Origin of the sequence: Kitasatospora sp. NPDC086791, from assembly GCF_040685975.1 — a bacterium.
Taxonomy (GTDB): domain Bacteria; phylum Actinomycetota; class Actinomycetes; order Streptomycetales; family Streptomycetaceae; genus Kitasatospora.
The window spans coordinates 863,537-883,303 of record NZ_JBFBOC010000001.1 but is presented as its reverse complement, the minus strand read 5'-3'; the positions used below and the strand labels follow the sequence as shown (position 1 = coordinate 883,303).

The window sequence follows — 19,767 nt, the reverse complement described above, 5'->3', positions numbered from 1 at the left end:
AGGCCCAGGCGAGGAGCGCGAGGAGGAGCGCGAAGGGGATGAGTGTGCAGAGGGTCGCGTGGCCCTCGGTATGGCGGGGTTCAGGTGCGTCCGCACGGACCCCTCTTCGTTCGTTTCCGATTCCGTTTCGGATCGACGTGAGATCGATCCGGATCGATCTGGGACCGCCGAGGGGACGCGCCATGACCGACCAGGACTTCCACCCCGGTCTCACCCCGGGACACCTGGGTGCGCCGGTGCTGGAGCCGGAGGGCCGCCCGCCGGCCGCGCCCCGGCCGCGCCACGATGCGCCGGATCCGCACCGACGGCGTAACGGACTGGCCTGCGGGCTCACCGCGCTCGCGCTGATCGCGGTGTTCGGAGGGGTCGGGATCACCGGCTACACCTGGTTCCAGGCGCAGCGCAAGCCCCCGGCCGCCGCCGACTTCGCCGGGCAGGGCACCGGCAGCGTCCAGGTCTCGGTGCCGGAGGGCGCGGGCCTGTCCCAGATCGCGTCCGCCCTGGTCCGCAACGGGGTGGTGGCCAGCTCGCTCGCCTTCACCCGGGCCGCGAAGGGCAGCGCGGCGGCCGCCGGACGGATCCAGCCCGGGACGTACACGCTGAAGCAGAGGATGTCGGCCGTGGCGGCGCTGGCGATCCTGATCGACCCGGCCAACGCCAACGGCCTGACCATCCCCGAGGGCTGGCGCGGCTACCAGATCTACGCCGCCATCGACAAGAAGCTCAACCTGCCCGACGGCACCACCCGGCGCACCGCCCAGGAACAGGGCGTCGAGCTCGGCCTGCCGGACTTCGCCAACGGCAGCCCCGAGGGCTACCTCTTCCCGGCGACGTACGCCGTCACCGACGCCACCACCGCGCTCGACCTGCTGAAGCAGATGGTGGAACGGGCCGGCAAGGAGTACGCCCGGGACGACGCCACCGTCGTGGCGCAGAACCTCGGGCAGACCGCGTACGGGCTGGTCACCGTGGCCAGCATGGTCCAGGGCGAGGCCGACAACACCGAGGACATGGGCAAGGTGGCCCGGGTGATCTACAACCGGCTGGCCAAGGGCATGGCGCTGCAACTGGACTCCACGATCAACTACGCGCTCGGCCGGTCGACCCTGAACACCACGGTGACCGAGACCAAGCTGGACTCCCCGTACAACACCTACCTGCACCCCGGGCTGCCGCCGACGCCGATCTCCAACCCGGGACGGCAGGCGATCATGGCGGCGCTGGACCCGACGCCGGGGGACTGGCTGTACTTCGTCACCGTGCGGCCCGGGGACACCCGGTTCACCGACAACTTCGAGGTGCATCAGCGCAACGTGGCGGAGTTCAACGCCAACCGGGCGGCGGCGAAGCCGAGCGCCACGGCGTCCGGGCCGGCCACCGCGTCCGGGTCGGCGTCCGGGGCTCCGTCGGGGGCCGGGGCTCCGGCCGGGCCGGGTGCGGCGACGCCGTAGTGATCTTGTGTGCTCTCCGTGAGGTCGCCCGTCGACGGTGCACTCACCCGGGCAGGGGTAAGGCTGCGGTACGGTAACGTCTCCCTCCAGGCGCTGCGCTAGCACGCCGGTTCGAGATTCAGCCGGGACGATGCCGTCCCGGACGGCCGGTCCGATCCGCCGGCCGTCACCGTCGGTTAAGGGGATCAATGACCGATCTGGGTGGGGGCTACGCCCCCCAGGGCGAGCCGTGGCACCCCGGTGATTCCGGGTACGACGGCCGGCAGCCGGTCCCCGGCCAGCAGGACGGCCAGTGGCAGCAGCAGTACCCGCAGCCGGGCCAGCCCGGCCAGCAGCCGTACGGGGACGGGCAGCAGGGGTATCCCCAGCAGCAGATGCCGCAGATGCAGCAGGGCCAGGGCTATCCGCAGCAGCAGGTGCAGCAGCAGGGCTTCCAGCAGCAGGCGTTCCCGCAGCAGGGCTTCCCGGGCGGTCAGCAGGGCTTCGTGCCGCAGGGCCACGCGCAGCAGGGGTATCCCCAGCAGCAGATGCCGCAGGGCCAGGGCTATCCGCAGCAGCAGATGCCGCCGCAGATGCAGCAGCAGGGTTTCCAGCAACAGGGCTTCCAGCAGCAGGGGTTCCCGGGCGGTCAGCAGAACGGGATGCCGCAGCAGCCGGGCATGCCGCAGCAGAACGGGATGCAGCAGCCCGGCGTGCAGCAGCAGCCGGGCATGCCCCGGCAGCAGATGGCACAGCAGCAGCAGGCCCGGCCGCAGGCGGCGCCGGCGCCCGCGCCTGCTTCGGGGCCGGGGCCGGACGGCATCGACTGGGAGGCCGAGGCCGCCGCGCTGGAGTCCGGCGCCCCGGTCGGCGGCGAGGGCGAGGGCGCGGCCGACGAGTGGGACGGCCACCAGGACGGCCACCCCGAGGACGGCGGCTACCTCGACGAGCACGCCGAGCAGGAGGCGGGCGGCTTCCTCGGCACGCAGGACGAGTCCCGCGAGGCGACGAAGAAGCGCAAGGAGAAGGGCAAGAAGTCGGGCCGCCGCAACGGTGGCGCCTGCCTGCTGGTCGCGGTGGTGCTGCTCGGCGCCATGGGCGGCGCCGGCTGGTGGGGCTACGGCTTCTACCAGGACCACTTCGGCCCGCCGCCGGACTTCACCGGCGAGGGCACCGGATCCGTCCAGTTCGAGGTCAAGAAGGACGCGGTCGCCGGGCAGATCGGCCTGGCGCTGAAGAACGCCGGCGTGGTCAAGAGCGTCGACGCGTTCACCTCGGCCTGCAAGTCCGAGCCCAAGTGCACCACCGTCCAGCCGGGCTTCTACGGCCTGAAGAAGGAGATGCCGGCCGCCGCCGCGCTCAAGGAACTGCTCGCCCAGGCGGGCGGTGCGGCGATCGTGATCCCCGAGGGCAAGAACTCCACCGAGATCTACGCCCTGATCGACGCCAAGCTGAAGCTGCAGAAGGGCGCGACGGCCGCCGTCGCCCAGGCCCAGGTCAACGACCTCGGCCTGCCCCCGTACGCCCAGGGCAAGATCGAGGGCTTCCTCTGGCCGACCCGCTACAACATCGCCGACGGCATGAAGCCCGAGGACCTGCTCAAGCAGATGGTGAAGAACGCCACCGACAAGTACGCCAACCTGGACTCCCAGGCGGCTTCGGTGGGCCTGAAGACCGGGTACGAGGTGATCATCGAGGCGAGCATCCTCCAGCGCGAGGGCAACAACGTCGACGACTTCGCCAAGATGGCCAAGACCATCCAGAACCGGCTGGCCGCCGGCGGCGAGATCAACCACAAGCTCGGCATGGACACCACGCTGCAGTACTCGTTGGGCCGCAAGGAGCTCAACAAGGGCGACATGGACAACGCGAGCAACCCGTACAACACCTACATCAACCCGGGACTGCCGCCGACGCCGATCTCCAACCCGGGCGACGACGCGCTCAACGCGGTGCTCCACCCGGCCGACGGCAAGTGGCTGTACTTCATCGCGATGGACCCGCAGCACACCCGGTTCGCCGAGACGAGCAAGGAGCACTACGCCAACGTCAAGGAGTACTGCCAGGCGGCCGGGAACGGCTTCGACGAGGCCCGCGGCCACTGCACCACCAAGTAGCCGCGGCGGGACAGCAGTTCATGGAGAGGCAGTGTTGACCAGCAAGCACCGGGCGGCCGTCCTCGGCTCGCCGATCGCCCACTCGCTCTCGCCGGACCTGCACCGGGCCGCCTTCGCGGCGCTCGGGCTGGACGGCTGGCGCTACGACCGCTTCGAGGTCGACGAGGCCGCGCTGCCCGGCTTCGTCGCCGGGCTGGACGAGGCGGAGTGGGCGGGGCTGTCGCTGACCATGCCGCTGAAGCGGGCGATCGTCCCGCTGCTCGACGAGGTCAGCGCGACGGCCCGCGCGGTGGACGCGGTGAACACCGTGGTGTTCACCGCCGACGGGCGGCGCACCGGGGACAACACCGACGTCCCCGGGCTGGTCAACGCGCTGCGGGAGCGCGGGATCACCGAGGTGTCCGGCGCCGCCGTCCTGGGGGCCGGGGCCACCGCCTCCTCGGCGCTGGCCGCGCTCGCCCGGATCTGCACCGGCGAGGTGACGGTCTACGTGCGCAGCGCCGAGCGGGCCCGGGAGATGGCCGAGCTGGGCGAGCGGCTGGGCGTGGTCGTCCGCACCGCCGACTGGGAGCGCGGGGCCGAGGCGCTGGCCCAGCCGCTGACCGTCTCCACCACGCCGGCCGGCGCGACGGACGCCTTCGCCGCCGTGCTGCCCGCCGCGCCGGGGACGCTGTTCGACGTGCTGTACCACCCGTGGCCGACGGCGCTGGCGGCTGCCTGCGCCGAGCGCGGAGCGACCGTCCTGGGCGGGCTGGACCTGCTGGTGCACCAGGCGGTGTTGCAGAGCGAGGCCTTCACCGGGCGGACGCCCGGGCCGCTGGCGGCGATGCGCGAGGCGGGGGAGAAGGCGCTCGCCGGGCGCTGAGCCCGAGCTCCCGGACCGCCCCCGGTGCCCGGACCGGTCGCCGGGTGTCCATCATCCGGACGCCCGGTCTCGCTGTCGGGCCTTCCGCGGCACGGTTCGTGACCGGTTGCCGTCCGTCACGCGGACTGTGGCCCCCAGGTGCCGCCGGGGCATGAAAGGATTCGGACAGAAGGCACGCTCGGGCGGGCCGCGGCGGTGCCGTGGGCCGGTCCGCTGATGAAGGAGCTCCGTTGGGTACGTTGCGCTGGCTGACGGCGGGGGAGTCGCACGGCCCCGCACTCGTCGCGACGCTGGAAGGCCTGCCCGCCGGTGTACCGGTCACCACCGCCGTGGTGGCCGACGCGCTGGCGCGCCGTCGGCTCGGTTACGGCCGCGGGGCGCGGATGAAGTTCGAGCAGGACGAGGTGACCTTCCTCGGCGGCGTCCGGCACGGCCTGACCATGGGCAGCCCGGTCGCGATCATGGTCGGCAACACCGAGTGGCCGAAGTGGGAGCAGGTCATGTCGGCCGACCCGGTCGACCCCGAGGTGCTGGCGGGCCTGGCCCGCAACGAGGCGCTCACCCGCCCCCGGCCCGGCCACGCGGACCTGGCCGGCATGCAGAAGTACTCGATCGAGGAGGCCCGGCCGATCCTGGAGCGCGCCAGCGCCCGCGAGACGGCCGCCCGGGTCGCGCTGGGCGCCGTCGCCCGCGCGTACCTCCGTGAGGTGGCCGGGATCGAGATCGTCAGCCACGTGGTCGAGCTGGCCGCCGCCAAGGCCCCGGCCGGTGTGCTGCCGCTGCCCGCGGACGAGGCCCGGCTGGACGCCGACCCGGTGCGCTGCCTGGACGCGGACGCCTCGAAGGCGATGGTCGCCGAGATCGACCAGGCCCACAAGGACGGCGACACCCTCGGCGGCGTGGTCGAGGTGCTGGCCTACGGCGTGCCGGTCGGCCTCGGCTCGCACGTGCACTGGGACCGCCGCCTGGACGCGCGGCTGGCCGCCGCGCTGATGGGCATCCAGGCGATCAAGGGCGTCGAGGTCGGCGACGGCTTCGACCTGGCCCGGGTCCCGGGCTCGCAGGCGCACGACGAGATCGTCCCGACCGCCGAGGGCGTCAAGCGCACCTCCGGCCGCTCCGGCGGCACCGAGGGCGGCCTGTCCACCGGCGAGGTGCTGCGGGTGCGCGCCGCGATGAAGCCGATCGCCACCGTGCCGCGGGCGCTGCAGACCCTGGACGTGCGCACCGGCGAGCCGGCCAAGGCGCACCACCAGCGCTCGGACGTCTGCGCGGTGCCCGCCGCGGGCATCGTCGCCGAGGCGATGGTCGCGCTGGTGCTGGCCGACGCGGTCAACGAGAAGTTCGGCGGTGACAACGTGAGCGAGACCCGCCGCAACGTGCAGGGCTACCTCGACCACCTGATCATCCGATGACCCACCCCGTCGTGGTGCTGGTCGGCCCGCCCGGCAGTGGCAAGTCCACCGTCGGGCGGGCCCTGGCCGAGCGCCTGGGCGTCGGCTTCCGGGACACCGACGCCGACGTCGAGGCGACGGCCGGCAAGCCGATCCCGGAGATCTTCATCGACGAGGGCGAGCCGCACTTCCGCGCGCTGGAGGCGGCGGCCGTACGGGCGGCCGCCTCGGGGCACGACGGGGTGCTGGCGCTCGGCGGCGGGGCCGTCATGGCCGAGGACACCCGTGAGCTGCTGCGCGAGCTGCCGGTGGTCTTCCTGGAGGTCCCGCTCGCCGACGCGGTCAAGCGGGTCGGCCTGGACGCCCCGCGCCCGCTGCTGGCCGTCAACCCGAGGGCCCGCTGGCGCGAGCTGATGGAGGCCCGCCGCCCCCTCTACCTGGAGGTCGCCACCGCCGTGGTCGACACCGCAGCCCGCACCCCCGAGCAGGTCGCGGACGCCGTACTGGAAGCACTGGAGCTGAAGACCCCCCATGACTGACTCCACCGTCAGGATCCACGTCGGCGGCAGCGCCGGCCACGACCCGTACGACGTGCTGATCGGGCACCAGTTGCTCGGTGAGCTGGCGCCGCTCATCGGCAACCGCGCCAAGCGGGTCGCGATCATCCACCCGGAGGCGCTGGCCGCCACCGCCGACGCCATCCGCGAGGACCTGGCGGGCGAGGGCTACGAGGCGATCGCGCTGCAGGTGCCGAACGCCGAGGACGCCAAGAGCGCCGAGGTCGCCGCGTACTGCTGGTCGGTGCTCGGGCAGACCGGGTTCACCCGCAGCGACGTCGTCGTCGGCCTGGGCGGCGGCGCCACCACCGACCTGGCCGGCTTCGTCGCCGCCACCTGGCTGCGCGGGGTGCGCTGGGTCGCCATGCCCACCACGCTGCTCGGCATGGTCGACGCGGCCGTCGGCGGCAAGACCGGCATCAACATCGCCGAGGGCAAGAACATGGTCGGCGCCTTCCACCCGCCGGTGGGCGTGCTGGCCGACCTCGGCACCCTGGAGACCGTGCCCAGGCACGACTACGTCTCCGGCCTCGCCGAGGTCATCAAGTGCGGCTTCATCGCCGACCCGGCGATCCTCGACCTGATCGAGGCCGACCCCGAGGGCGCCACGACCCCGGCCGGCCCGCACACCGTCGAGCTGATCCGCCGCGCGATCCAGGTCAAGGCCGACGTGGTCTCCGGGGACCTCAAGGAAGCCGGGCGGCGCGAGATCCTCAACTACGGCCACACCCTCGGCCACGCCATCGAGCGCAACGAGCGGTACAAGTGGCGGCACGGCGCCGCGATCTCCATCGGCATGGTCTTCGCCGCCGAACTCGGCCGCCTGGCCGGGCGGTTGGACGACGAGACGGCCGACCGGCACCGGGCCGTGCTGGCCTCGGTCGGCCTGCCGCTGAGCTACCGCGCGGACGCCTGGCCGAAGCTGCTGGACGCGATGAAGATCGACAAGAAGTCGCGCGGCGACCTGATCCGCTTCATCGTCCTGGACGGCCTCGGCAAGACCTCCGTGCTGGAGGGCCCCGACCCGTCCCTGCTGGTCGCCGCCTACGCGGAGGTCTCGGCGTGACCCGGGTGATGGTGCTCAACGGCCCCAACCTGGGCCGGCTGGGCAGCCGCGAGCCCGACGTCTACGGCGCGACCTCGTACGCCGGGCTGGTCGAGCGCTGCACCGCGCTCGGCAAGGAGTTCGGCTTCGAGGTCGAGGTGCACGAGACCAACTCCGAGCAGCAGATGGTGGAGTGGCTGCACGAGGCGGCCGACGGGCAGGTGCCCGTGGTGATCAACCCGGGGGCGTTCACGCACTACTCGTACGCGATGCGGGACGCCGCCGCGCAGCGCACCGCGCCGCTGATCGAGGTGCACATCTCCAACCCGTACGCCCGGGAGACCTTCCGGCACACCTCGGTGATCGCGGCGGTGGCCTCGGGCACCGTCGCCGGTTTCGGGCTCGGCTCGTACGAGCTGGCGCTGCGTGCGCTGGCCGAGGGGCTCACCTCGCGCTGAGGCTCGGCGGTCCGTCCGCTACGGGCCCCGGCCCACGGCCCGGCGGCGGACTGTGCCCGCTGCCGGGCCGCCGTGTAATGTCCCCGCTGAGAGGTGTCGGGAGGTGCCGTGACGCAGTACGCCGGAGGCGGGCAGGTCCCGCCGCGTCCCGCGGCTCCGCCGGTGCCGCCCCCGCCGCCGCAGGTCCTGCCCGCGCCGGCCGGGTCGCCGGCTCCCGTCGCGCCTGCGGTGCCCGGTGCTCCTGCGGTGCCTGTTGCTCCTGCCGTTCCCGGTGCGACTCCCGTTCCCGGTGCGCAGGCCGGGCCGGTCGCTCCTGCCGCGGTCGGGCCCGCTCCGGCGCCGGCTGCGGTGCCGACCCCGGCTCCGGCTCCCCTCGCGGTCCCGGTCCACGCCGCGGCGCCCGGCGCGGCGGTTCCCTCCGGGGGGACCGGGCACTTCGTGCTGCCGTCCGGGACGCCCGTCCAACTTCCCGTCCACCCGCCGCAGCGGCACGCGCCCACCGGGCCGATCGCCGTCCTGCTGATCGGTCCGGCCGGGGCCGGCAAGACCACCGTCGCCCGGTACTGGGCCGAGCGCCGCCCCACCCCGACGGCGCACATCAGCCTGGACGACGTACGGGAGTGGGTCCAGTCCGGCTTCGCCAACCCGCAGTCCGGCTGGAACAACGCCTCCGAGGCGCAGTACCGGCTGGCCCGCCGCACCTGCGGCTTCGCCTGCCGCAACTACCTGGCCAACGGCATCTCCTGCATCATCGACGACGCCGTCTTCCCGGACCGCCCGGCGATCGGCCTCGGCGGCTGGAAGCGGCACATCGGCCCCGGCATGCTCCCGGTCGTCCTGCTGCCCAGCCTGGACTCGGTGCTGCACCGCAACGCCCGGCGCAGCGGCAACCGGCGGCTCGGGGACGAGGAAGTGGCGCGGATCCACGGGCGGATGGCCGGCTGGTACAACTCCGGGCTGCCGATCATCGACAACTCCGCCCTGGACGTGGCCGGGACGGCCGCCGAGCTGGACCGGGTCATCCTGGCCCGGCTGATGGGCATGCCAGTCCGCTGACCTGGGGATTCGTGGGGCTGTCGGTGCCGGCTGCGATGATGGACCGGTCCTGTCGCAGCGTCCCGAGGAGCTGACGCCCGTGCCGGAAGGCCACATCATCCACCGCCTCGCCGCCGAGAACCGGCAGGCCTTCGGCGGCCGCCCGGTCCGGGTCTCCAGCCCGCAGGGCCGCTTCGCCGACGAGGCCAAGGTGATCGACGGGCAGCTGCTCACCGGTGCCGAGGCCATCGGCAAGCACCTCTTCCTCGGCTTCGAGGAGGGCGCCTGGGTGCACATCCACCTCGGGCTCTACGGCGGCTTCGCCTTCGGCACCGGCCCGGCGCCCGCGCCGGTCGGCCTGGTCCGGCTGCGACTGGAGGGCGAGGACGGCTACGCGGACCTGCGCGGCCCCAACACCTGCGCCCTCGTCACCGACGACCTGAAGGCCGCCGTCGCGGCCCGCCTCGGCCCCGACCCGCTGCGCGCCGACGCCGACCCGGAGGCCGCCTGGCGCCGGATATCGGCCAGCCGCACCACGGTCGCCGCGCTGCTGATGGACCAGAAGGTGCTGGCCGGGGTGGGCAACGTCTACCGGGCCGAGGTGCTGTTCCGCCACGGCATCGCGCCGCACCGGGCCGGGCGGGACCTCACCCGGAAGGAATGGGACGCGATCTGGTCGGACCTGGTCGCCCTGATGCACGAGGGCGTCGCGGCCGGCCGGATCGACACCGTCCGCCCCGAGCACACCCCCGAGGCGATGGGGCGTCCGCCCCGGGTGGACGACCACGGCGGCGAGGTGTACGTCTACCGGCGGGCGGCGATGCCCTGCCTGGTCTGCGGCACGGACGTGCGGACCGAGGAGCACGCCGCGCGCAACCTCTTCTGGTGCCCGACCTGCCAGGCAGCCTGAGACTGTGATCCACCCTCCGGCGCGGCGCCCAGCCCGTAGGCTGGGGCCGACCGGCCGGAGGGAGCAGGCAGATGGAGCATCGCCGGGTGGCCAACACCGTGTCAGGAACGGTGAGCGGCCACGTGGTGCAGGCCGACACCATCGGCGCGGTGCACCTCCACCAGGCCGAGCCGCCGCCGAGGCCGCATCAGGTCCGCCCCTCGCACGGGCCCTTCGTCAACCGTGAGCCGGAACTCGCCGCGCTGATGTCGGCGTTGGGCCGAATCGAGGCGGGCGGTCTGGGGATCGTGGTGTTCACCGGGATCGGCGGGGTCGGGAAGACCGAGCTGATCGCCAAGTTCACCGAGGAGCACCGGGCGCGGTTCCCGGGCGGCGACCTCTACGCGGACCTGCTGGCCTACCGGCACGGCGGCGGGGTGGACCTCCCCTCGCTGCTGGCCGGCTTCCTGCGCGCCCTCGGGGCCGAGCCCCCGGCGGTGGAGGCGGAGCGGTTCACGATGTTCCGGACGGTCACCGCCGAGCGCCGGTGCCTGTTCTTCCTGGACAACGTCGAGCACGCCGCCGAGGTGCGCGCACTGCTCCCGTCGAGCGGGCTGGTGGTGGTCGCGAGCCGGCGGCGGCTGCCCGCGCTGCGGACGGTCGGCGCGGAGGTGCGGCAGCTCGGGCCGCTGAGCGCGACGGCCGGTGCCGATCTGGTCCGGGCCTGGCTGGGCTCCGAGCGGGGCACCGACGGGGAGCTGGCGGCGCTGGTCGAGCTGTGCGGCGGGCTGCCGCTGGCCCTGAACGCGGTCGGCAGTCAGCTGCTGGACCGGGACAACCTGCCGGTCGGCCGGGTGGTGGCCGAACTGCACGACCGTGAGGGCAGGTTGGCCGTGCTGGACGACGGGGAGAGCGACCTCGGCCCGACCTACGACCTGGTCCACGAGCGGCTGTCGCCGCAGGGCCGGGCGCTCTACCGGCTGATCGGCGTGCACCCCGGTCCCTTCGTGTCGGCCGAGTCGGCGCGGGCGGCGGGCGTCGAGCAGGCCGGGGCGGCGCTGCGCGAACTGCGGGCCGTCCACCTGCTCGACGAGGTGGTGGACGACGGCCCCGGGACGCGGTTCCGCGCTCACGACGTGGTGCGGCTGCACGCCTACGGCCGGACCCGCGAGCTGCCCGGCCGGACGGAACTCCTCGCCCGGGTGGTGGCCTACTACCGGGGCCGGGCCGCACTGGCCGACCGGGCGATGGGATCCCGGCTGCGCCTGCAGGAGGAGAGCGGCGCGGAGCTGCCCGGCTTCGCCTCCGGTGCGGCGGCCCTGGAGTGGCTGCACGCCGAACGGGCCAATCTGCGCGCGGTGGTGGAGGAGGCGGCCGGGCAGCGGTGGCACGGCGAGGTGTGGCGGCTCTGCGAGTCGCTCTGGCCGCTCTACCACGGCCGCAAGCTCTACGAGGACTGGATCGCCACCCACCGGCTCGGCGTCGAGTCGGCCCAGTGGGACAACCAGCCGGCCGCCGTGGTCCGGATGCGCAACCAGCTCGCCCGGGCCCACTTCGAGCGCGGGGAGCACCGGCTCGCCGCCGAGCAGTTGGCGCTGGCCTCGGAGCAGCTGCCGCTGGTGGCGGACCGCCGGGTGGTGGGGGTGCTCCACGAGACGGACGGCCTGCTGTGCCTGGCCGACGGCCGTCCCGGCGAGGCGGTGGAGCGGTTCACGCTGGCCCTGGCGGAGAACCGGGGCGACGCCCACGGCGAGATCGTGCAGAGTTACAACCTGGCGCAGGCGCTGATCGCCGACGGCCGCGCCCGGGAGGCGCTGGACGTCCTGGGCGGTGCCGCCGAGCGGGCCGAGGACACCGGCGACCACGACATGCTGATGAAGCTGCCGCTGGTCCGGGCCCGGGCCCACCGCGCGCTCGGGCAGCTGGACCTCGCCGTCGCGCAGGCCGCCGACTGCGCCCGGCGGGCCGAGGAGCGGAGCCAGGTCGCGAAGGAGGCGCAGGCGCACACCCTGCTGGTCAGCCTCGCGGCGGAGCTCGGTGACCGGGAGCTGGCGGAGCGCAGCCGGGCGCGGCTGGGGGAACTGACCGGTCAGGGCCCGGACGAGGGCCCCTGAGGCCCGGTGGTGAACGAGACCCGGGTGCGGTGCCCGCCGGTGCGGACGGTGAGTCCGTGCCCGGGGAGGCCGGCCGGGTCGCCGCCGTCGGCGAGCCAGCAGGCCACGGCGGAGCCGAGCAGCAGCGGGTCGATGCCGGGGTCCGGGTCGCCCCAGCCCGGTTCGGCGCGGGCCTCCAGCAGCAGGCCGGTGCGCAGCCGGAGCAGGTGGCGGGCCGGGCCGAGGGCGGCCACCGCGACGGCGAGGCCGGGGAGTTCGGCGGCCGCGTCGGCGAGCCAGCGGGTGGCGGGGTGCTCGGCGCGGACCTCGGTGCGGGCCAGCACCTCCGCGGTGTAGCGCAGGGCGTCGCCCGGGTGCTCGTCGGTGAGCGCGTGGAAGCCGCGCGGGGTGTGGTCGGCCGGGTCGAAGGGGTAGCGCCGCAGGCTGACCTCGGTGCCCTCGCTCTCGCCCTCGACGTCGTACGCGGTGGGCCCGTCGGTGGTGCCGGGGCGTGGGACGGGCTTGGGGTAGGGCGGCAGGACCGGTTCCTCCCCGGGTTCGTCCAGGCCCTCCAGGAAGGAGTAGAGCAGCGGGCGCAGCAGTTCGGCGGACCGGCCGCGCCGGCTGAGCGAGCGCTCGGTGAGCGGGCGCAGGTCGGCCGGGTCCTGGTCGTGCAGGGCCAGGGCGAGCTGGGCGGCGAGGTCGCCGTCGGGGTCGAGCACCGGGGCGGTCTGGCCGAAGGCGTAGCCGGGGGAGCGCGGGTCGAGTTCGGCGGCGCCGGTGGCGACCAGCACGGTGGGCCGTTCCAGCGCGGCGCCGTAGACGGAGACCGAGCCGTGGTCGCCGATCAGGCAGTCGGCGGCGACCAGGGCGGCCTGCCAGCCCTGGTGCGGCGGGATCAGCCGCAGGCCCATCCGGCGGGCGGTGTCGAGCAGTGCCTCGGGGTCGTGCCGGCTCCAGATGTTGGGGTGCAGGACGAGGGCGACGGTGTACTCGTCGGCGGGCAGCCGGCGGACCAGGCGCCGGGGCAGGTCGGGGCGGCGGCCGAATAACGAGTGCTCGCTCCAGGTCGAGTTGACGACGACGAGCCGTCGGCCGTCGACGGCGCCGAGCGCGGCGCGGTAGGCGTCGCGGGAGCGCCGGCTGCGCAGCATCCGGTCGAAGCACGGATCGCCGACGACCCGGGCGACGTCCAGCGCCTCGGGGCAGGAGGTCCGCAGGCGGTCCAGCTGTTCGGGGTGGGAGAGGCCGAGGACGTCGACGAACACCCGTCCGCGGTGGGTGAGTTCGTTGCGGGAGAGGCCGGCGGAGCTGACCGTGTCGCCGGTGGACTCGGCCACCAGGCGGTTGTAGCCGGCGCCGTGCGGGAGGACGACGAGCCGGGCGTCCAGGCGGTGCATGGAGGAGTGGACGGCGCAGGCGACGGCCAGGTCGAAGCGGTGCCGGACGGCGTCCTCCCAGTCCAGCACGGTGAAGCCGGGCAGGCCGTGCAGGTACTCGTCCAGGGCGCGGTCGGCGAAGGCGGAGCCGGGGTTGACGGTGAAGTACCGGGCGATGCCGTCCGGGTTCAGCAGGGTGAGGACGTCCAGGACGCGGGTGGCCGAGGTGAGGGTGCGGGCGACCGCCAGCACGCGGGCACTGACCGGTCGGGTGTTCCAGCGGTCGGCGGGCCAGGCGTGGGGGTGGGACGGCACGCCATGATCGTACTCATCCGGGGTGCGGCCCGGGAGGGGTGTTCCCCGAGTGTCGGTCAGCCCGCGGCGGCGGTGGGCTCGTGGTGCTCGGCGGCGGCGCACTCGTCCAGGAGGGGGCGCATGGCCTCGTCCACGAGCCGGTAGCGCACCACACGTCCGTCCTTGTCGCCGGTGACCACCCCGGCCGTGCGGAGCAGCCGCAGGGCCTGGGAGACGGCGGGGTCGCGCATGCCGGTGGCGACCGCGAGGTCGGTGACGGCGAGCGGGCCGGCCCGGTGCAGGGCGAGCAGCAGGGCGAGCCGGCCGGGGTCGGCGAGCAGGGAGAAGCGCTCGGACCAGGACCGGACGTGCGCGGTGTCGCCGATCGCGGCGATGGCCTCGCAGACCCGGTGCCCGTCGATGGTGCGGTGGCCCGCGCGGTCGGCCGGTACGAGATGCATGCGGACATTCTTGCAGGCGGGGGCCTGTGATCCTGAACACCTGCGCAGGTGCGCAGCCTTGCATGGGTCGGGGCGGGACCCCTACCGTGTAGCCCGCCGTGGTGCTCGGGAAGACCGGTGACGGACCCTCAGGGGTCCGGATTCCGGAGCGGCCCTCGCCACTGTGATCGGGTCATTCCTTCGCCCGCGACGGAATGCGGTCCGTGTCCACGACGCCACTGGGTGCCTCGCGCCCCCGGGAAGGCGGACCCGGATGTCCCGTAAGCCAGGAGACCGGCCACGGCACTTCACGAAGTGATTCCACGAGGTGTTGGAGCGTGATCCGGAGATGACCCTGCCCGAAACCGCCGCCGCGAACGCGAAAGCGGTCCCGTCAGTGCTGCCCACCTTCCGGTGGAGACGCGAGGACACCGTCCGTACGGCCGGGTTGATGGGGGTGATCCTGGCCATGCACGTGGTGGCCTTCGGGACCCTGATCTTCCTGGTGGCGCCGGAACGGTACGCGGTCGGAACCCAGGTCTTCGGGGTGGGCCTGGGCATCACCGCCTACACCCTCGGCATGCGGCACGCGTTCGACGCCGACCACATCGCGGTGATCGACAACACCACCCGCAAGTTGATGGCGGACGGCAAGCGGCCGGTCTCGGTGGGCTTCTGGTTCGCCCTCGGGCACTCCTCGATGGTGGTCCTGATGGCGGCCCTGGTGGCGGGCGGCGCGCAGCTGGCCAACACGCTGATGGACGACGAGTCGACCACCCACAAGTGGCTCGGCGTGGTCGGGACGACCACCTCCGGCGTGTTCCTCTACCTGATCGGCGCGCTCAACCTGGCGGCGCTGCTCGGCATCGTCAAGGTGTTCCGGGCGATGCGGGCCGGGCAGTACGACGAGGCGGAGCTGGAGGCGCACCTCGACTCGCGGGGCTTCATGGCCCGGGTGCTGAACCGGGCGACCCGCTCGATCACCCGGCCCGGGCAGATGTTCCCGGTCGGCATGGTGCTGGGCCTGGGCTTCGACACCGCAACCGAGGTCACCCTGATGGTGATGGCGGGTTCGGGCGCGGCCTCCGGGCTGCCCTGGTACGCGATCGTCTGCCTGCCGCTGCTGTTCGCGGCCGGGATGAGCCTGTTCGACACCCTGGACGGGACGTTCATGAACTTCGCCTACCAGTGGGCCTTCGCCAACCCGGTGCGCAAGGTGTACTACAACCTGACCATCACGGGGCTGTCGATCGCGGTGGCCTTCATCATCGGCACCATCGAGCTGGTCGGCGTGCTGCACGAGAAGTTCGACCTGACCGACCCGGTGAGCGGCTGGATCGCGGACATCTCGCTGGACAACGTCGGCTACGCGATCGCCGGGCTGTTCGTGGTGGTCTGGGCGGTGGCGATCGGGTACTGGAAGCTCGCCGAGGTCGAGAAGCGCTGGACGCCCGAGGAGGCGTGAGCCGACGGGCCGCCGAACGGCGCCTCCCCGCCCGGGAAGGCGCCGTTCCGTGCGTGCGTGGTCAGCGCTCCTCGCGGAAGTCGACGTGCCGGCCCGCGACCGGGTCGTACTTGCGCAGGACCAGCCGGTCCGGATCGTTGCGGCGGTTCTTGCGCGTCACGTACGTGAAGCCGGTTCCGGCGGTGGAGCGGAGCTTGATGACGGGGCGCAGTTCGCTGCGGGCCATGGGGTGTCCTCCTGGTGCGTCGGGGCTGTGGCGTGCCGGATCGAGACCGTACACCGAAATGGAAGTCATTTTCATCTGGTGTAACGTGAGCTCCGTCCCGCCCATTCCCGGACGCCAGGGAGCGCCCATGTCCGCCCGCTGCCAACTCACCGGCCGGCGACCCGGCTTCGGCAACGCGATCTCGCACTCGCACCGCCGCACCGGCCGCCGCTTCGACCCCAACATCCAGCGCAAGCGCTACTGGCTGCCCGGCGAAGGCCGGTACGTCCGGCTCGCGCTGAGCGCCAAGGGCATCCGCACCGTCGACGTGATCGGCATCGAAGCCGCCGTCGCCCGCATCCGGGCCCGGGGGGAGAAGGTCTGATGGCCAAGCAGAGCAAGATCGCCAAGAACGAGCGGCGCCGCGCCGTCGTCGCCCGCTACGCCGAGCGTCGGGCCGCACTCAAGCGGATCATCGTCCACCCCGGCACCGGCCCGGCCGAACGCGCCGCCGCGCAGGCCGAACTCGCCCGCCAGCCGCGCGATGCCGGCGCGACCCGGATCCGCAACCGCGACGCGGTGGACGGCCGCCCCCGCGGCTACCTGCGGGCCTTCGGCCTCTCCCGGATCAACCTGCGCACCCACGCCCACGCCGGCCACCTGCCGGGCGTCCGCAAGGCCGGCTGGTGAGCGCCCCGGCCGCCCACCCGGAGGGGATCAAGCTGCCGGTGGTCGTCGTCGCCGGGCTGCACGCCGACGAACGCCGCGCCGCCGTCGAGGAACTGGCCGCCGCCGCGGTGGACGCCGTGGTGCTCCGGCACGACCTGCGGGACGCCGCGCGCGGCGTCGTCCACCGCGAACTGCGGGACGCCGGAGGAGCGTTCGACGAGGACGACGTACCGCTGTCGAACGACTGCCCGTGCTGCGCCCTGCGCGAGGACCTGCTGCCCCGGCTGCTGGAGATCGCCGACGAGGGCCGGTACGGGCTCGCGATCGTCGAACTGTGGGGCGGCAGCGATCCGCACCCGGCGGTCGAGGTCCTCGCCGAGGGCGAGTCGCAGGGGCGGCGGGCGGCGGACGCGGTCGAACTCGCGGGCGTGGTCGCCGCCGTCGACCCGAACCGGCTGATCGGCGAGCTCTCCGTCCCCGACGACCTGGCGGAACACGGTGAGCACACCGCCGCGCGGGACGAGCGGACCCGGGCGGAGGCGCTCGCCCACCAGATCGAGTACGCCACCACCCTTGCCGTCCCGCGCGCCACCACCCTCGCCGTCCCGCGCGCCACCGCGCACGCGCCGGGGCTCGCGCTGCTGCGCCAGCTCCACCCCACCGCGCGGGTCGTCCGGCTCGGCACCGGCGCCCTCACCCGGGCCGCGCTCGGCGGCTTCGACGTCGCCGCCGCCCGCGACCGGGTCAACCCGGCGATCGCGCTGCTGCCGCAGGAACGGGACGAGGCCGGCGTCACCACCCTGGTCTGGGAACGCCGCCGGCCGCTCCACCCGGAGCGGCTGCGCGAGGCGCTGGAACTGCTCGTTCCGGCGGCGCAGCGCAGTCGCGGCCGCTTCTGGCTGGCCAACCGGCCGGACCTGATGCTGGCCTGGGACGCGGCCGGGGCCAACCTCGCCGTCGAGGAGTGCGGCCCCTGGCTCACCACCCTGACCGACGCGGACTGGGAGTGCTACCCGCCCGCCCGCCGGGCGGCCGCCGCCCTCGACTGGCACCCCCTGCACGGCGACCGGGTCCAGCAGCTCAGCTTCACCGCGGAGGGGCTGGACGCCGACGGGATCACCGCCCTGCTCGACTCCTGCCTGCTCACCGACGGCGAACTCGCCGCCGGCGAGACCGGCTGGAAGACCCTGCCCGACGCCTTCCGGGACCTGCTCGCTCCCGTCCACCGGGCGGACCGCCCGCGCTCGCGCGCCGATGAACCACCCCGCCGATGAACCACCCCGCCGAAGAACCGTCCGTTGACGGACCACCCGACAGGAGCCCCTGATGGCCGTACCCAAGCGCAAGACCTCCCGCAGCAACACCCGGCACCGCCGCGCCCGGTGGAAGGCCGCGCCCCCGAAGCTCGTCCCGATCACGCTCGACGGCCGCGCCCTGCTCGTCCCGCGGAACCTGGTCCCGGCATACCGGCGGGGCCTGCTCGACCCGGACCAGGGGTAGCGGCGGCGACGCCGTGCGTACGCGGTGCGTGCGTGGTGCGGTGCGCGGCGTTCGGGCCCGGGCCGGCGGGAAGCGGGCGGTGGTGCGGGGGCGCGGGTGGGCGTGGGCCGAGGCACCCCGGGGTTCTGCCGGGGGCGCTCGGCGGGCGGTTCGGGCCGGGGGTTCGTAGGCTCGACGCATGGCGGATGCGTACGCGGGGCGGCGGGAGCGGGTGAGGGAGCACTGCAGTGCGGCCGGGGCCGATGCGGCGCTGATCACCCGGGCGGCGAACGTGCGGTATCTGACGGGCTGCGCGCCCTGCGGGGCCACGCTGCTGCTGACCAGGGAGCGGGCGCTGCTCGCGCTGCCGGACGACCTGCCGCCGGACGACTCCGGCGAGCACCTGATCGCCCCGGACGTCACCCGGCTGCCGGTGGCGGCCGCGGCGGACACCGCGCTGGCCGCCGCGGCCGCGGCGACCCGCTTCGGGGTCACCGGCCTGGCGGTGGAGGAGCACGACCTGACCGTCAGCCGGCACCGGGCGGTGGCGGGCCTGGCCGAGCGGGCCCGGCTGGTCGACCTGGGGCAGGTGGTCGAGCGGCTGCGGGTGGTCAAGGACGAGCACGAGATCGCCGACCTGCGGATCGCCGCCGAGATCGCCGACCAGGCGCTCGGCGAGCTGCTGGAGTCGATATTGGTCGGCCGGACCGAGCGGCACCTGGCCATGGAGCTGGAGCGCCGGATGATCGACCACGGCGCCGACCGGGCCGCCTTCCCGGTGTCGGTCGGTACCGGCAGCCACTCCGGCCAGGCCGCCCACCAGCCGACCGACCGCCGGGTGGAGGAGGGCGACTTCCTGACCGTGGTGATGGGCGCCCAGTACCGCGGCTACGGCGTGTCCACCGCCCGCACCTTCGTGATCGGCGCGGCTCCCGCGCCCTGGCAGGTGGAGCTGCACCGGCTGGTCTTCCGGGCCCAGCGGGCCGGCCGGGAGGCGCTCGGACCAGGCGTGGAGCAGTGCGTACCCGACCGGGCGGCCCGGCAGGTCCTGGAGGCGGCGGGCCACAGCGAGGCCTCGCCGCACCCGGTGGGCCACGGCATCGGGCTGGAGATCCGGGAGGCGCCGCGCCTCGGTCCGTCGGACATGGGTAAACTGGACAGCCGCGTGCCGGTCACCGTCGGCCCAGGGGTCCACCTCCCGGGCAAGGGCGGCGTCCGGATCGAGGACACGCTCGTCGTGCGCCCCCTCGAAGAGGGCGGGCCCGAGCTGCTCACCATCACCACCAAGGAGCTCCTCGCCCTGTGACCGCGGCCTCCAGTCGGCCGTCGGCGGCAGGACGCAACCCTTGGTTCCTTGACAGCTATATCCAGGAGTAAGTGCGCCCGTGGCTTCCACGAACGATCTCAAGAACGGCATGGTCCTCAAGCTGGAGGGCGGCAAGCTCTGGTCCGTCGTCGAGTTCCAGCACGTCAAGCCCGGCAAGGGCCCGGCCTTCGTTCGGACCAAGCTCAAGGAGGTCCTGACGGGCAAGGTCGTCGACAAGACCTTCAACGCCGGCACCAAGGTCGAGACCGCCAACGTCGACAAGCGCGGCATGCAGTTCTCGTACAAGGACGGCGAGAACTTCGTGTTCATGGACATGGACACCTACGACCAGCTCACCATCGAGCCGGCCGTCGTCGGTGACGCCGCCAAGTACCTGCTGGAGGGCTTCGAGGCCCTGGTCGCGCAGAACGAGGGCGCGGTGCTCTACATCGAGCTCCCGGCCGCCGTCGAGCTGACGATCGCCGAGACCGAGCCGGGCGTCCAGGGCGACCGCTCCACCGGTGGCACCAAGCCGGCCACCCTGGAGACCGGTGCCGAGATCCAGGTGCCGCTCTTCATCACCACCGGTGAGAAGGTCAAGGTCGACACCCGCGACGGCAGCTACCTCGGCCGGGTGAAGTAAGTCC

General features: G+C 73.8%; 21 protein-coding genes and 1 riboswitch. Of the genes, 17 read left to right on the top strand and 4 right to left on the bottom strand.

Translation table 11 applies throughout. The features are described from left to right. The first annotated feature begins 182 nt into the window (after positions 1–182). Positions 183–1,451: an endolytic transglycosylase MltG gene (gene mltG, locus AB0Q99_RS03995; RefSeq protein ID WP_363568143.1), complete on the top strand. Its 1,269-nt coding sequence runs from the start codon at positions 183–185 to the stop codon at positions 1,449–1,451. 185 nt (positions 1,452–1,636) lie between these two features. On the opposite strand, the gene AB0Q99_RS03990 is transcribed toward mltG (AB0Q99_RS03995), so the two are convergent. Then, positions 1,637–2,047 carry a hypothetical protein gene (locus AB0Q99_RS03990; protein WP_363568141.1) on the bottom strand — a complete coding sequence of 137 codons (411 nt, stop codon included), beginning with the start codon at positions 2,045–2,047 and terminating at the stop codon, positions 1,637–1,639. Here AB0Q99_RS03990 and mltG (AB0Q99_RS03985) point away from each other — a divergent pair. The 9 genes from mltG (AB0Q99_RS03985) to AB0Q99_RS03945 all read left to right on the top strand — a co-directional run bounded on the left by mltG (AB0Q99_RS03985) (position 2,024) and on the right by AB0Q99_RS03945 (position 11,904). Further along, positions 2,024–3,547 carry an endolytic transglycosylase MltG gene (mltG, locus tag AB0Q99_RS03985; protein ID WP_363568139.1) on the top strand — a complete coding sequence of 508 codons (1,524 nt, stop codon included), beginning with the start codon at positions 2,024–2,026 and terminating at the stop codon, positions 3,545–3,547. The genes AB0Q99_RS03990 and mltG (AB0Q99_RS03985) overlap by 24 nt on opposite strands. 34 nt (positions 3,548–3,581) lie before the next feature. After that, the gene (locus tag AB0Q99_RS03980; RefSeq protein WP_363568137.1) at positions 3,582–4,412 is read left to right on the top strand and encodes a shikimate dehydrogenase; all 831 of its coding nucleotides are present in this window, start codon (positions 3,582–3,584) and stop codon (positions 4,410–4,412) included. Positions 4,413–4,642: 230 nt separating this feature from the next. Continuing rightward, positions 4,643–5,827: a chorismate synthase gene (gene aroC / locus AB0Q99_RS03975; RefSeq protein WP_363568136.1), complete on the top strand. Its 1,185-nt coding sequence runs from the start codon at positions 4,643–4,645 to the stop codon at positions 5,825–5,827. Then, positions 5,824–6,345 (top strand): shikimate kinase, encoded by a 522-nt coding sequence (locus AB0Q99_RS03970; protein ID WP_363568134.1) that lies wholly within the window; start codon positions 5,824–5,826, stop codon positions 6,343–6,345. Before aroC ends, AB0Q99_RS03970 begins: the two co-directional genes overlap by 4 nt. After that, positions 6,338–7,429 (top strand): 3-dehydroquinate synthase, encoded by a 1,092-nt coding sequence (gene aroB, locus AB0Q99_RS03965; protein ID WP_363568132.1) that lies wholly within the window; start codon positions 6,338–6,340, stop codon positions 7,427–7,429. The genes AB0Q99_RS03970 and aroB overlap by 8 nt, the downstream gene beginning before the upstream one ends. Before the next feature lie 8 nt (positions 7,430–7,437). Next, positions 7,438–7,866 carry a type II 3-dehydroquinate dehydratase gene (aroQ, locus tag AB0Q99_RS03960; RefSeq protein WP_360261932.1) on the top strand — a complete coding sequence of 143 codons (429 nt, stop codon included), beginning with the start codon at positions 7,438–7,440 and terminating at the stop codon, positions 7,864–7,866. Positions 7,867–8,112: 246 nt separating this feature from the next. Continuing rightward, a complete protein-coding gene (locus tag AB0Q99_RS03955; RefSeq protein ID WP_363568130.1) occupies positions 8,113–8,922 on the top strand; it encodes an AAA family ATPase in 810 nt (269 codons plus the stop codon). Positions 8,923–9,001: 79 nt separating this feature from the next. Then, positions 9,002–9,811, top strand: coding sequence for a DNA-formamidopyrimidine glycosylase family protein (locus tag AB0Q99_RS03950; RefSeq protein ID WP_363568128.1), 810 nt, complete (start codon positions 9,002–9,004; stop codon positions 9,809–9,811). A gap of 71 nt (positions 9,812–9,882) precedes the next feature. Then, positions 9,883–11,904: an ATP-binding protein gene (locus AB0Q99_RS03945; protein WP_363568127.1), complete on the top strand. Its 2,022-nt coding sequence runs from the start codon at positions 9,883–9,885 to the stop codon at positions 11,902–11,904. Here AB0Q99_RS03945 and AB0Q99_RS03940 read toward each other — a convergent pair. Both AB0Q99_RS03940 and AB0Q99_RS03935 read right to left on the bottom strand, forming a co-directional pair. Further along, a complete protein-coding gene (locus AB0Q99_RS03940) occupies positions 11,880–13,577 on the bottom strand; it encodes a hypothetical protein (protein ID WP_363568125.1) in 1,698 nt (565 codons plus the stop codon). The genes AB0Q99_RS03945 and AB0Q99_RS03940 overlap by 25 nt on opposite strands. A gap of 56 nt (positions 13,578–13,633) precedes the next feature. Continuing rightward, a complete protein-coding gene (locus tag AB0Q99_RS03935; protein ID WP_363568123.1) occupies positions 13,634–14,017 on the bottom strand; it encodes a metalloregulator ArsR/SmtB family transcription factor in 384 nt (127 codons plus the stop codon). A gap of 82 nt (positions 14,018–14,099) precedes the next feature. Then, positions 14,100–14,314: riboswitch (cobalamin riboswitch) on the top strand. Positions 14,315–14,345: 31 nt separating this feature from the next. Between AB0Q99_RS03935 and AB0Q99_RS03930 the strand changes: the two genes are divergently transcribed. Further along, the gene (locus AB0Q99_RS03930; protein ID WP_363568122.1) at positions 14,346–15,461 is read left to right on the top strand and encodes a HoxN/HupN/NixA family nickel/cobalt transporter; all 1,116 of its coding nucleotides are present in this window, start codon (positions 14,346–14,348) and stop codon (positions 15,459–15,461) included. Positions 15,462–15,522: 61 nt separating this feature from the next. Here AB0Q99_RS03930 and rpmG read toward each other — a convergent pair whose 3' ends face one another. After that, entirely contained in the window at positions 15,523–15,687 is a 165-nt protein-coding gene (rpmG, locus tag AB0Q99_RS03925; RefSeq protein WP_363568121.1) for a 50S ribosomal protein L33, read from the bottom strand. A 127-nt stretch (positions 15,688–15,814) separates the two neighbouring features. On the opposite strand from rpmG, the gene rpmB reads away from it, so the two are divergent. From rpmB to efp, 6 genes are all read left to right on the top strand, one after another. Then, positions 15,815–16,051 (top strand): 50S ribosomal protein L28, encoded by a 237-nt coding sequence (gene rpmB / locus AB0Q99_RS03920; RefSeq protein ID WP_363568119.1) that lies wholly within the window; start codon positions 15,815–15,817, stop codon positions 16,049–16,051. Then, entirely contained in the window at positions 16,051–16,356 is a 306-nt protein-coding gene (rpsN, locus tag AB0Q99_RS03915; RefSeq protein ID WP_363568117.1) for a 30S ribosomal protein S14, read from the top strand. The genes rpmB and rpsN overlap by 1 nt, the downstream gene beginning before the upstream one ends. Beyond that, the gene (locus AB0Q99_RS03910) at positions 16,353–17,609 is read left to right on the top strand and encodes a GTP-binding protein (protein ID WP_363568116.1); all 1,257 of its coding nucleotides are present in this window, start codon (positions 16,353–16,355) and stop codon (positions 17,607–17,609) included. The genes rpsN and AB0Q99_RS03910 overlap by 4 nt, the downstream gene beginning before the upstream one ends. 52 nt (positions 17,610–17,661) lie before the next feature. After that, a complete protein-coding gene (rpmF, locus tag AB0Q99_RS03905) occupies positions 17,662–17,835 on the top strand; it encodes a 50S ribosomal protein L32 (RefSeq protein ID WP_363568115.1) in 174 nt (57 codons plus the stop codon). 178 nt (positions 17,836–18,013) lie between these two features. Further along, the gene (locus tag AB0Q99_RS03900) at positions 18,014–19,120 is read left to right on the top strand and encodes an aminopeptidase P family protein (protein ID WP_363568113.1); all 1,107 of its coding nucleotides are present in this window, start codon (positions 18,014–18,016) and stop codon (positions 19,118–19,120) included. Between the two features lie 79 nt (positions 19,121–19,199). Next, a complete protein-coding gene (efp, locus tag AB0Q99_RS03895) occupies positions 19,200–19,763 on the top strand; it encodes an elongation factor P (RefSeq protein WP_350629439.1) in 564 nt (187 codons plus the stop codon). The last annotated feature ends 4 nt before the right edge of the window (positions 19,764–19,767 follow it).